Annotated in this window: 13 protein-coding genes; 6 read left to right on the forward strand and 7 right to left on the reverse strand. The window is 64.1% G+C overall.

What is annotated here, in order from left to right; genetic code table 11:
- Window positions 1–792 (forward strand): SDR family oxidoreductase, encoded by a 792-nt coding sequence (locus AC07NT_RS14475; RefSeq protein WP_498599421.1) that lies wholly within the window; start codon window positions 1–3, stop codon window positions 790–792.
- A gap of 53 nt (window positions 793–845) precedes the next feature.
- On the opposite strand, the gene rbp (AC07NT_RS14480) is transcribed toward AC07NT_RS14475, so the two are convergent.
- The 3 genes from rbp (AC07NT_RS14480) to AC07NT_RS14490 all read right to left on the reverse strand — a co-directional run bounded on the left by rbp (AC07NT_RS14480) (window position 846) and on the right by AC07NT_RS14490 (window position 3,381).
- A complete protein-coding gene (gene rbp / locus AC07NT_RS14480) occupies window positions 846–1,262 on the reverse strand; it encodes an RNA-binding regulator (RefSeq protein WP_498599420.1) in 417 nt (138 codons plus the stop codon).
- Window positions 1,263–1,489: 227 nt separating this feature from the next.
- Window positions 1,490–1,894 carry an RNA-binding regulator gene (rbp, locus tag AC07NT_RS14485; RefSeq protein ID WP_498599419.1) on the reverse strand — a complete coding sequence of 135 codons (405 nt, stop codon included), beginning with the start codon at window positions 1,892–1,894 and terminating at the stop codon, window positions 1,490–1,492.
- 284 nt (window positions 1,895–2,178) lie between these two features.
- Complete coding sequence (locus AC07NT_RS14490; RefSeq protein WP_498599418.1) at window positions 2,179–3,381, reverse strand: ammonium transporter; 1,203 nt, start codon at window positions 3,379–3,381, stop codon at window positions 2,179–2,181.
- A gap of 163 nt (window positions 3,382–3,544) precedes the next feature.
- On the opposite strand from AC07NT_RS14490, the gene AC07NT_RS14495 reads away from it, so the two are divergent.
- The gene (locus AC07NT_RS14495; protein WP_498599417.1) at window positions 3,545–4,111 is read left to right on the forward strand and encodes a TMEM165/GDT1 family protein; all 567 of its coding nucleotides are present in this window, start codon (window positions 3,545–3,547) and stop codon (window positions 4,109–4,111) included.
- Here AC07NT_RS14495 and AC07NT_RS14500 read toward each other — a convergent pair.
- Window positions 4,108–4,926: a formate/nitrite transporter family protein gene (locus AC07NT_RS14500; RefSeq protein WP_498599416.1), complete on the reverse strand. Its 819-nt coding sequence runs from the start codon at window positions 4,924–4,926 to the stop codon at window positions 4,108–4,110. The genes AC07NT_RS14495 and AC07NT_RS14500 overlap by 4 nt on opposite strands.
- A 188-nt stretch (window positions 4,927–5,114) precedes the next feature.
- Here AC07NT_RS14500 and metX point away from each other — a divergent pair, with 188 nt between their 5' ends.
- The 3 genes from metX to AC07NT_RS14515 are packed head-to-tail and all read left to right on the forward strand — an operon-like array spanning window position 5,115 to window position 7,437.
- Window positions 5,115–6,260, forward strand: a complete 1,146-nt coding sequence (metX, locus tag AC07NT_RS14505; protein ID WP_498599415.1) for a homoserine O-succinyltransferase MetX — start codon at window positions 5,115–5,117, stop codon at window positions 6,258–6,260.
- Window positions 6,257–6,838 carry a methionine biosynthesis protein MetW gene (gene metW / locus AC07NT_RS14510; protein WP_498599414.1) on the forward strand — a complete coding sequence of 194 codons (582 nt, stop codon included), beginning with the start codon at window positions 6,257–6,259 and terminating at the stop codon, window positions 6,836–6,838. The genes metX and metW overlap by 4 nt, the downstream gene beginning before the upstream one ends.
- A 14-nt stretch (window positions 6,839–6,852) precedes the next feature.
- Window positions 6,853–7,437 (forward strand): hypoxanthine-guanine phosphoribosyltransferase, encoded by a 585-nt coding sequence (locus AC07NT_RS14515; RefSeq protein WP_498599413.1) that lies wholly within the window; start codon window positions 6,853–6,855, stop codon window positions 7,435–7,437.
- A gap of 18 nt (window positions 7,438–7,455) precedes the next feature.
- Here AC07NT_RS14515 and AC07NT_RS14520 read toward each other — a convergent pair whose 3' ends face one another.
- Genes AC07NT_RS14520 through AC07NT_RS14530 form a run of 3 tightly spaced genes read right to left on the reverse strand, consistent with a single transcriptional unit; the run spans window position 7,456 to window position 10,253 of the window.
- The gene (locus AC07NT_RS14520) at window positions 7,456–8,763 is read right to left on the reverse strand and encodes a TRAP transporter large permease (protein WP_498599412.1); all 1,308 of its coding nucleotides are present in this window, start codon (window positions 8,761–8,763) and stop codon (window positions 7,456–7,458) included.
- Complete coding sequence (locus AC07NT_RS14525; RefSeq protein WP_498599411.1) at window positions 8,760–9,197, reverse strand: TRAP transporter small permease; 438 nt, start codon at window positions 9,195–9,197, stop codon at window positions 8,760–8,762. The genes AC07NT_RS14520 and AC07NT_RS14525 overlap by 4 nt, the downstream gene beginning before the upstream one ends.
- Before the next feature lie 45 nt (window positions 9,198–9,242).
- A complete protein-coding gene (locus AC07NT_RS14530; RefSeq protein ID WP_498599410.1) occupies window positions 9,243–10,253 on the reverse strand; it encodes a sialic acid TRAP transporter substrate-binding protein SiaP in 1,011 nt (336 codons plus the stop codon).
- 108 nt (window positions 10,254–10,361) lie between these two features.
- Between AC07NT_RS14530 and AC07NT_RS14535 the strand changes: the two genes are divergently transcribed.
- Window positions 10,362–11,837: a M20 family metallopeptidase gene (locus AC07NT_RS14535; protein WP_498599409.1), complete on the forward strand. Its 1,476-nt coding sequence runs from the start codon at window positions 10,362–10,364 to the stop codon at window positions 11,835–11,837.
- Window positions 11,838–11,843: the final 6 nt, after the last annotated feature.

Here is an 11,843-nt window from a genome sequence, read left to right on the forward strand (position 1 = left end):
ATGGCGGAAGCTGTGGTGCGCAGACTTGTCTTCATCACAGGGGCATCCAGCGGCATCGGCCAGGCCCTGGCCTGGCAGTGCTATCAGGCCGGGTATGACCTGGCCCTGGTGGCGCGCCGTGTGCACGAGATGCAGCAGTGGGCGGATACCCATCAGCTCGATGGTGCACGCTATTGCCTGTATGCCGCCGACGTGGCGGATGTCCAGAGCATCGTGGCAACCGGGCAGGCCTGCCTGGCCCAGCAGGGCCTGCCAGATATGGTGGTGGCCAATGCCGGCATCAGCGTGGGCATGGACTCCGCTCAGAGACAGGACCTGGACGTCATGGCGCGGACCTTTGCCGTCAACAACGTGGGCCTGGCGGCCACGTTCCATCCTTTCATCGTGCCCATGCAGCAGCGTGGTTCGGGGCGCCTGGTGGGCATCGCCAGCGTGGCGGGCATCCGTGGCTTGCCTGGCCATGGCGCCTACTGCGCCAGCAAGGCCGGTGTCATCAGCTATTGCGAGAGCCTGCGAGGTGAGTTGCGTGGCAGCGGCGTGCGCGTGGTCACGCTCTGCCCGGGTTATATCGACACCCCGCTGACGCGGCAGAACCGCTATGCCATGCCCTTTCTCATGTCGCCCCCGGCCTTTGCCGAGCGTGCCCTTCGGGCGATCGAGGCTGGCGTGAGCTACCGGGTCATTCCCTGGCAGATGGGCGTGGCCGCCAAATTGCTGCGTATCCTGCCCAATGCCTTGTTCGACCGCCTGTTGGCAGGCCGGCCGCGCAAGCATCGCGCCCCGGCGTCCTAGCCAGGCTCAATAAAAAGGCCCCTGACGGGGCCTTTGAAGATATCCGGACAGGATCAGTAACCGCGGCGTCCGCCGCCCCCGCCTCCGCGCGGGTTGCCGTAGGGGCTGCGGAAACCGCCCTCACCACCTCCGCCTCCGTCCCCGCCGCCTTCACGACGGCCACCACCGTAACCCCCCCCTCCGCCACCGCCACCATAACCACCGCTGCGCGGGGGGCGTGGTTCCATCGGGCGGGCTTCGTTGACGACGATGCTGCGGCCGCTCAGGGGTTGGCCATTCATGCCGTTGATGGCGGCCTGCGCCTCGGCATCACTGCCCATTTCGACAAAGCCGAAGCCTTTGGAGCGGCCGGTGTCGCGTTCCATCATGACCTTGGCGCTGCTCACGCTGCCAAACTGGCTGAAAGCCTGTTCCAGGTCGTTGTCGCGGATGGAATAGGCGAGATTGCCGACGTAAAGTTTATTGCCCATGCAGGGACTCCTCAAAAGCCGAAAACAAGCGATGGAGTCCCAGAAACGCAATCAATTCGTGTATCGACGATGCGAATTCGGCAGGTCACCGCAATCCTGTGACAAGCCTCCCAGCCGCCACGTTTTAATTATTGACACAGAAATCCTGTTCAGACAAGGTGCCCTGGCCTAGGAAAAACCATGAAAAAAGGACCCGCATGGGGTCCTTTTTGGGGGGAAATCAGAGCTTAGTAGCTGCTGCGGCCACCGCCGTAACCGCCGCCACCGCCTTCGCGACGGCCACCGCCGCCGCCGCCGTAACCGCCGCCGCCGCCATAACCACCACCACCGCCGCCGCCGCCGCCATAACCACCACCGCCGCCGCCGCTACGGGGCGGGCGGGCTTCCATCGGACGGGCCTCGTTCACCACCAAGGCGCGACCGCCCTGCTGTTGGCCGTGCAGGGCGCTGATGGCGGCCTGCGCCTCGGCATCGCTGCCCATTTCGACAAAGCCGAAACCTTTGGAGCGGCCGGTGTCGCGTTCCATCATGACCTTGGCGCTGCTCACGCTGCCGTGCGCGGAAAAGGCGCGTTGCAGGTCTTCATCACGGAAGGAATAGGGCAGGTTGCCCACGTAAAGTTTGTTGCCCATGAAGGGACTCCTCAAAAAGACTCAGTTAAGGCGATGGAGTCCGATAGCCGCGAGCAACAAAGCACTGAAGACTTGAAGAAGACGCAAAACCGACGAATCACCGCAATTTAATACCACCGATTTACAGCAGTACGTAACTATTATGCGTGATCCCGTTGAAATATCCAGCAAGTGGATACCCGCAGACCCCGGATTTGCAGGAAAGCGGGGCCTGGATGCGACAAACCGGTCGTATCCAGGCCGCCCTGATTGCGTATCGCTGCTGCCAAGGCGAGCCGCTGGCCCTACCAGTTGACCTCGCGGTCCGGTGTGGCGCCGATCTTGTGGATGGACAGGTCAGCACCGTCGAACTCTTCCTCCTGGCTCAGGCGCAGACCCATACAGAGCTTGAGCACACCGTAGACCAGGAAACCCCCGGCCGTGGCCCAGAGCACACCCAGCCCGGTGCCGATGAGTTGCCCCGCCAGGCTCACGCCGCCCAGGCCGCCGAAGGCCTTGCTGCCGAAGATGCCGGCGGCGATGCCGCCCCAGGTGCCGCACAGGCCGTGCAGGGGCCAAACCCCCAGCACGTCGTCGATCTTCCACTTGTTCTGCGTCAGCGTGAACATGAAAACGAAGATGGCGCCGGCCACGCCGCCCACCACCAGCGCACCCAGCGGGTGCATCAGGTCCGAGCCGGCACACACGGCCACCAGGCCGGCCAACGGTCCGTTGTGCACGAAGCCCGGGTCGTTCCTGCCCAGTAGCAGGGCGGCCAGCGTGCCGCCGGCCATGGCCATGAGCGAATTCACGGCCACCAGGCCCGAGATCTTGTCCAGGGTCTGGGCGCTCATGACGTTGAAACCGAACCAGCCCACGGTCAGGATCCAGGCGCCCAGTGCGAGGAAGGGAATGCTGGAGGGCGGGTGGGCCGAGATGCCTCCATCCTTGCGGTAGCGGTTGTAGCGCGCGCCCAGCAACAGCACGGCGGGCAGGGCGATCCAGCCGCCCACGGCGTGCACGACGACACTGCCGGCGAAGTCGTGGAACTCCGCGCCGCTTACGGATTGGATCCAGGCCTGGATGCCGAACTTCTGGTTCCAGGCGATGCCTTCGAACAAGGGATAGACCAGGCCCACGATGGCGGCGGTGGCGATCAGTTGCGGCCAGAACTTGGCCCGCTCGGCGATGCCGCCCGAGATGATGGCCGGAATGGCCGCAGCAAAGGTCAGCAGGAAGAAGAACTTCACCAGTTCATAGCCGTTTTTAGCGACCAGCTCGTCGGCGCCAATCAGGAAACCGGTGCCATAAGCCACGGTGTAGCCCACCAGGAAATAGACCACGGTGGAGACCGAGAAGTCGACCAGGATTTTGATCAAGGCATTGACCTGGTTCTTGCGCCGGACCGTGCCCAGCTCCAGGAAAGCAAAACCGGCGTGCATGGCCAGAACCATGATGGCGCCGAGCAGGATGAACAGGGCGTCGGCGCCCTGCTTTAGTGCGTCCATAAGGAGATCTCCGAAGAAAATGCTTTTTTCTGGTGCGAAAACCAGGGTTTTTAGGAAATGCACCAATGACAAGCAAAATTCAGGCCAAACCGCTCCAGGAAGGTGCAATGCGCGCACCAAGGAAGGTAAAAGGGGCATGAAACCCGACAGATAGAATCAGCGGGTGGAAGCTTTTCTGATTTCGACCGGCCTGGTCGCGCTGGCCGAAATGGGCGACAAGACGCAGCTGCTCGCCCTCATCCTGGCGGTCCGTTTTCGCAAGCCCTGGCCTATCGTGGCGGGCATTCTGGTCGCCACCCTTTTTAACCATGCCTTGGCTGGCGCCGTGGGCGCCTGGGTGACCACGGTGCTGGGCCCGGTTTGGCTGCGCTGGATCCTGGGCCTGTCCTTTCTGGCCATGGCGGCCTGGATGCTGATACCCGACAAGATGGACGACGACGACGTCTCGCGGGTGCCGCGCTGGGGTGTGTTCGGCACCACCCTGGTCGCCTTCTTTCTTGCCGAGATGGGCGACAAGACCCAGATCGCCACCGTGATGCTGGCCGCGCAATACCAGGCTTGGGCCTGGGTTGTGGCCGGCACCACGCTGGGCATGATGCTGGCCAATGCCCCGGTGGTCTGGCTGGGCGAGCGCATGACACGCCGTATTCCGATCCGCCTGGTGCACCTGGTCTCAGCGGGGATCTTCCTTGTGCTGGGCCTGGCGGTGCTGTTCGGCTGGGGTGCCTAGTTTCCTGGCTTGCGCCGATAGATCACGTGGTAGGCCAGTCCCACCAGCACGCTGCCACCGATCAGGTTGCCCGCGATCACCGGTAGCAGATTGCCCAACATGCCGCCCCAGGTGACCGGGGTCGTGGCGCCCAGTGGACCGAAGTGTTGCAAGAGCATGGCCAGCGGCATCAGGTACATATTGGCAATGCTGTGCTCAAAGCCGGCGGCGACAAAGGCCATGATGGGCGGTACCACTGCCACGGCCTTGTCCACCACACTGCGACCGGCCATGGCCATCCACACGGCCATGCAGACCAGCACATTGCACAGCACGCCGCGAAAGAATGCCTGCAGAGGCGACAGATCCTGCTTGGTCAGGGCGATCTTCACGACCTGTTGCCCGATAGCACCGCCATTCAGATCGGTGTGCCCGCTGGCAAACACCAATACAGCCAGGCCGGCCGCTCCGATGAAGTTGGCCCCGCACACGAGCACCCAGTTGCGCAGCACTTCCGCACTGCTGATGCGGCCATCGGCCCAGGCCATGGCCAGCAGGTTGTTGCCAGTGAAGAGCTCGGCGCCCGCCACGACCACCAGCAACAGGCCCAGCGAGAACACCAGGCCGCCGCCCATGGCCGCTGCGGCAAAGCCCAGTGTGGCATCGGACTTTACCAGCACGGACAGCATCGCCCCCAGGCCAATGAAGGCGCCGGCCAGAACGCCCAGCATGAGCAGGGGCAGTGTGGCCAGCCTGGCTTTGGTCACGCCCACCGATTCGATGCGCTGGGCGATTTCGCTCGGGGCGTAGGCGTCAGATCCATACAGCTCGGACATGGGCAACTCCGGTATCGATAGATGAAGACTTGGACTTATACTAATCCTCAGCGCCGATTTGAACCCGATTGCGGGCGCCGGAACCCTGGAGTTCCGAAGTTCAGCTAAACAGGCAAGTGTTTCGATTCCCTGAGACCCGGCCGAGCTGAACGCTATGCCGGGTTTTGTTTTTTGAGATCCAGACCGCGATGCTGATCGCCCAGCCCCAGGCCATGACCTTTGATGCCGCCTTGCCTTTGCAAAGCGGCGCGAGCATCCGCGGCTACACGCTGGCCTACGAGACCTACGGCAGGCTCAACGCCGACAAGTCCAACGCCGTGCTGATCTGCCACGCGCTCAATGCCTCGCACCACGTGGCCGGCGTCTACGAGGGCCAAGCCAAAAGCGAGGGCTGGTGGGACAACATGATCGGCCCGGGCAAGCCGGTGGACACGGACAAATTCTTTGTCATCGGCGTCAACAACCTCGGCTCCTGTTTCGGTTCCACCGGACCCATGCACGTCAATCCGGACACGGGCAAGGTCTATGGCGCCGACTTCCCCGTGGTCACGGTGGAAGACTGGGTCAACGCGCAGGCGCGCCTGCTCGATGTCCTGGGTATCCAGACCCTGGCGGCTGTGATGGGCGGTAGTCTTGGCGGCATGCAGGCCTTGTCGTGGACCCTGCAGTACCCCGGGCGTGTGCGCCACGCCGTGGTGGTGGCCAGCGCGCCCAACCTCAATGCCGAGAACATCGCCTTCAATGAGGTGGCACGGCGCGCCATCGTGACCGACCCCGATTTCCATGGGGGTCATTTCTACGAGCGGGGCGTGATCCCAAAGCGTGGCCTGCGCATTGCCCGCATGATCGGTCACATCACCTACCTGAGCGACGACGTCATGAACGAAAAGTTCGGGCGCGAACTCAGGACAGCCGTGGACGGCGTCGCACGCGAAGGCTATCAGTACACGACGCAGGACATCGAGTTCCAGATCGAAAGTTATCTGCGTTACCAGGGTGACAAGTTCAGCGAGTACTTCGATGCCAACACCTACCTGCTGATCACCCGCGCACTGGACTATTTCGACCCGGCACGCCGGCACGACGGCGACTTGACCCGCGCACTGGCGGCGGCGCGCTGCAAGTTCCTGCTGGTGAGTTTCAGCACCGACTGGCGTTTCTCGCCCAAGCGCAGCCGCGAGATGGTCAAGGCCCTGCTCGACAACCGCCGCGAACTGAGCTACGCCGAGATCGACGCCCCGCATGGCCACGATGCCTTCCTGCTGGACGACGCGCGTTACATGAAGCTGGTGCGCTCCTACTTCCAGGGCGTTGCGCAGGAGGTGGCAGCATGAGCGATCGCCTGACCCTGGAAACCATCGCCAGCCTGGTGCCGCAGGGTGCCCGCGTGCTGGACCTGGGCTGCGGCGATGGCGCCCTGCTGGCCCATCTGCAGGCCACGCGTGGCTGCAGCGGCTACGGCATCGAGATCGCGGACGCCAACGTGCTGGCCTGTGTCCAGCGTGGTGTCAACGTTATCCAGCTGAACCTGGACGAGGGGCTGGCCCTGTTCGAAGACCAGAGTTTTGACGTGGTGCTGCAGATCGACACCCTGCAGCACCTGCGCAACGCCGAGACCGTGCTGCGCGAGACGGCGCGCGTGGGCCGCGTGGGCATTGTGGCCTTCCCCAATTTCGCGCATTGGCCCAACCGGCTCAGTGTGCTGGGTGGCCGCATGCCCGTGACGCGTCGCCTGCCCTACCAGTGGTACGACACGCCCAATATCCGTGTAGGCACGCACGCCGACCTGGAAGTGCTGGCGCAGCGCAACGGCCTGCAGATACTCGACAGCTTCGGCCTGCACAATGGCCGCCTGCGCCGTTTCATGCCCAATCTGCTGGCCAGTACGGCGGTGCTGAAGTTTTCGCGCTGAAAGCCCGTCCAGCCATGCCAACCGATCCAGCGCTCAGCTCCCATGCCCATGCCGAGCGGGCCCGTGCCCTGTTGGCCAAGGCCACGGAGGTGTTTGATGCCGCCGCCGTCCAGGCTGCGATGGACCGCGTGGCTGGCGAGATCAACGCCCGTTTTGCCCGGACCGACAGCCCCGCTTTTCCGCTGGTGCTGGGCGTGATGGGCGGCGCCGTCGTCTTTGCTGGCCAGATCCTCACGCGTTTCAAGTTCCCGCTCGAATTCGACTACATCCATGTCACCCGTTATGGCGCCAAGGACCAGGGTGGCCGCATCGAATGGAAGGTGGAGCCACATGCCGAGGTGCGCGGGCGCACGGTGATCGTTCTCGACGACATCCTGGACGAGGGCGAGACCCTGGCGCACGTGAAGGAGCGGCTGCTCGAAATGGGCGCCGCCGAGGTGCTGCTGGTTGTGTTCGCTGACAAGGACATCGGCAAATCCAAGCCGGCCAGGCCAGACTATGTGGGCCTGGTCTTGCCCAACAAGTTCGTGGTCGGCGTCGGCATGGACGCCTACGGCTACTGGCGCAACCTGCCCGGCATCTGGGCGCTCGACATCTAGCGCACGACGGCTGGCGTCTCAGGTGCCCGCTGCGCTGCCGTAGCCCATGGTCCGGGGCAGCCAGAGCACGATCTCGGGGAACAGGGTCATGGCCACCAGCAGACTCAACAGCATCACCAGGAAGAGCCAGCCTTCACGCATCATTTCCCCGATCGGTATGCCCGTCAGCGCCTTGGTGACGAAGAGCAGCATGCCGAAAGGCGGATGGATCAGGCCGATCATCATGTTGAGCACCACCAGCACGCCGAAGTGCACCAGGTCCACGCCCAGCATTTTGGCCGCGGGCAGCAGCATGGGCACGAAGACCAGCAGCAGGACCGAGACGTCGAGGAAACAGCCCAGGACCAGGAACAGGGCGTTCACCATGAACAGGAACTGCAGGCGGCTCAGGTGCAGGCCGTCAACCCAGGCCGCCATGGCCTGGGGTACGCCCTCGGCCGTAAAGGCGTAGTTCAGCATGAAGGATCCGGCCAGGATGATGGTGATCACGGCGCTGGAGCGTGTGGACTCGAGCACCACGCCCCAGAACGAACGCCAGCTCAGGGCGCGAAACACCACGGCGGCCAGGATCAGCGCGTGCAGCGCTGCAACGGCTGCTGCTTCGGTCGGCGTGAAGGCACCGGAATAGATGCCACCCAGCAACACGATGGGCATGGACAGGGGCAGGGCGCCGCGAAACACGATGCCTGGCCATTCCTTGAGTGGCACCGGGGCCTCGCGCGGCATCTGGCGCTTGTGGGCGATGTACTGCACCACTCCCATCATGAGCACCGTCATGCATACCCCCGGCACGACACCACCCAGGAACAGCGCCCCGACCGAGGCGCCCGACACCAGCGCATAGATCACCATGGGGATCGAAGGCGGGATGATGGGCCCCAAGGTCGCGCTGGCCACCACCACAGCCCCGGCAAAACCCCGGCTGTACTCGGGCTTCTTGAGCATCTGCTTGATCGTGACCAGGCCCGGCCCGGCCGCGTCGGCGATGGCGCTGCCGCTCATGCCCGAGAAAATCACGCTGACGAGGATGTCCACCTGCGCCAGGCCACCGCGCATGCGGCCGACCAGGATGCGACAGAAGTCGAAGATGCGCTCGCTGACCGTCCCCGCGTTCATGATGTTGGCGGCGAAGACAAACAGCGGCACCGCCAGCAGCACGTAGCTGTTGTACAGGCCGTTGCTGACCTGCTCGGCCACCAGGCCCAGGTCCTGGCCCTTGACCAGCAGGTAGGCCACCCCGGCCATCAGCATGGAAAAACCGATGGGCATGCGCAGCAGCATGCCGGCCAGCACCACGCCCACCAGGGTCCACAAAGCCAGGCTCATGATCTGTGCTCCAGGTCCTCGAGATCCTGACCCCGGCAAGTCTGCCAGAGGCCATGGAGGCTGCGCCACACCAGGGCCAGCAGCAGGAGCACAAAAGGCAGGAAGACCCACTCAAAGGACAGGTCCAGCACGGGTGTGCCCTCGCGCCGCATGAAATGCACATAGTCCCAGCTGGCCGGGATAGCCACCGCGGCGAGGCCACCGATCATCAGGTGACCGGCGACGCGCATTCCGCGGCGCACGCGCCGGCTGGCGCTGTTCCACAGCAGGTCGAACACCACGTGCTCCCGCTCGGGCACCATGAAAGCTGCGGCCCAGAGGATGGCCCACAGGTAGAGCACCACCGCCAGTTCATCGGTCCAGGGCAGTGGCCGGTTGAAGCCGAAACGGGCCGTGATCTGCACGAGGAAGACCCCGAACAGACCGAGAAACATCAGTCCGCCGAGGGTGTGAGCGGCTTTACGCAACAAGCCCATGGATCAGCGGGTGGCGTTGATGCGCTCGAGCAGCCCGGCCGGCCAGACTTTGGCGTAGTCCGAGCGGGCATAGCTGTCCTGGACTGACTTTCGGAAAGCTTCGACATTGGGCGTGCTGACCTGCAAGCCCTGCTGCTTGAAGAAGTCCACCAGTTGGCCCTCTTCCTTGATCCGGTTCTCGTTGTTGAACTGCGCGGCGGCACGCGCGGCGGTCGTCACGCTCTGCTTCTGTGTCGGCGTGAGGGCGTTCCAGCTCTTGTTGGAGATGGTGATGAACAGACTGTCCACCAGATGCTGGGTCAGCACCAGTTGCTTGGTCACCTCGTAGAACTTGGCGGCGCGTGCCGTGGGCAAGGGGTTGTCCTGGCCATCGACGGTGCCGGTCTTCAGACCCAGGTAGACCTCGCCGAAGGCCAGTGGCGTGGCGGTGGCGCCCAGCGCCTCGCCCAGGAACAGCCATTCCTTGGTGCCGGGCATGCGCAGTTTGACGCCCTTGAGGTCCGCTGGCGTCTGCACCTTGCGAACCTCGCGCAGATTGAGCTGGCGCGTGCCGTAGTAGAGGGGAGCCAGCACCGTCAAATCCATCTTTTCCGAGACGGCCTTGAACATCTCCATGCCGATGGGGCCATTGAACACCTTCTGCTGGTGTTGCGGATCGCGGATGACGTAGCCCGCCGTGAAGATCGAGAACTCCGGCACCAGCTTGGCGATGTCGAAGGCCGAAATCGAAGCCAGCTCCAGATTGCCGCGGGCCATGGCGGCAGGCTCGGTGCCCTGTTTGAAGAGGGAGGCGTTGAGGTTGATCTGCACGTCGAATTGATTCGGTGCCGATTTCTCCAGCGACTCCTTGAATACCGTCCACATCTTGGCGTGCCAGTCGTCGGGCACGGCGGGGCTGGAAATACGCAGGGGGATTTTGGTCTGCGCCAGAGCGGTATGGGCCAGGCCGCAGAGGGTCAGGGCCGAGACGCAGGCTATCAGCAGGCTGCGGCGCAGGGGGGCGAAGGTATTCAAGGGGTGTCTCCTGGAATTCTTGGGTGAGTGCAGAGTGTAAGCACCCGTGCAGGGGACTTCGGGGGGTGAATATACTGGTAGCGGCCCAGCCTTTCGACAAGGATGCGTATGAACACCCGTGCTCCCCAGACCGTACTCGATACCGCGCAGGCGCTGGAGGAGATCAGCCGTGCCTGGGACGGCGACATCGTGCGCCAGCTCAGCGACTACATCACCATCCCGGCCAAGTCGCCCATGTTCGATCCGCAGTGGGCCCGGCATGGCTATATCGATACCGTGGTGCGCCAGGCCGCGGCGTGGGTGGAGGCGCAGAAGATCGAGGGCCTGAAACTGGAAGTGATCCGGCTCGAGGGACGCACCCCCGTGATCTTCTTCGAGCTGCCGGCCAGCCGTGGCCAGCGCGATGCCCCGGTGTCTGCTCAAACCGTGCTCATGTATGGCCACCTGGACAAACAGCCCGAGTTCAACGGCTGGCGCCAGGACCTGGGGCCGTGGACTCCGAAGTACGAGGATGGCAAGCTCTACGGCCGTGGCGGCGCCGACGATGGCTATGCCGTCTACGCCAGCATCGCCGCCATCGCGGCGCTCAAGAGCCAGAAGCTCGCACATCCGCGCATCGTCGGCCTGATCGAGACATGCGAGGAAAGTGGCTCCTACGATCTTTTGCCCTATGTGGACGCCCTGCGCACGCGGCTGGGCGATGTGGGTCTGGTGGTCTGCCTGGATTCGGGCGCCGGTAACTACGAGCAGCTCTGGCTCACTACCAGTCTGCGTGGCATGGCCAGCGGCGTGCTCAAGGTGGAGATCCTGACGGAAGGGGTGCACTCGGGTGATGCCAGCGGTGTCGTGCCCTCGAGTTTTCGCATCCTGCGCCAGGTGCTGGACCGCCTGGAAGACAGCAAGACGGGGCGCTTGCTGCCGCAGAGTTTCCATTGTGAGGTGCCTGTTGAGCGCCTGAACCAAGCGCGCGCCACGGCCGCCATCCTGGGCGAGGAGCTCTACAAACGTTTCCCCTGGGTGCATTACGACTGCGAGGGCGACAGCCGCGTGACCCTGCCGATGACCAGCGACCCGCTGCAGGCCCTGCTCAACCGGACCTGGGTGCCGACACTCAGCGTGACGGGCGCCGAGGGCCTGCCGGACCTGCAGAACGCCGGCAATGTGCTGCGCCCCTACACCGCTTTCAAGCTTTCCTTGCGCCTGCCTCCCCTGGTGGAGGCGGCCACGGCTGTGCAGGAGCTCAAGGCCCTGTTGGAGGACAACGCGCCCTACCAGGCGCGCGTGACCTTCGAGGGCTTGAGCTCGGCCACCGGCTGGAATGCGCCGGTGGCGGCCCCCTGGTTCGCACAGGCGCTGGACGAGGCCTCGCGCAACTTCTATGGCGCACCCTGCGGTTACATCGGCCAGGGTGGCACCATCCCGCTCATGAACATGCTCTCGCGGGGTTTCCCGAAAGCCCAGATGATGGTCTGTGGCGTGCTCGGCCCCAAGAGCAATGCCCACGGCCCCAATGAATTCCTGCACGTGCCCTATGCCCGCAAGCTGACGGCGGCGGTGGCGCAGGTCATCGCACAGATGGCCTGAGGACAC

This window comes from Hylemonella sp. GW821-FHT10B10, from assembly GCF_059415585.1.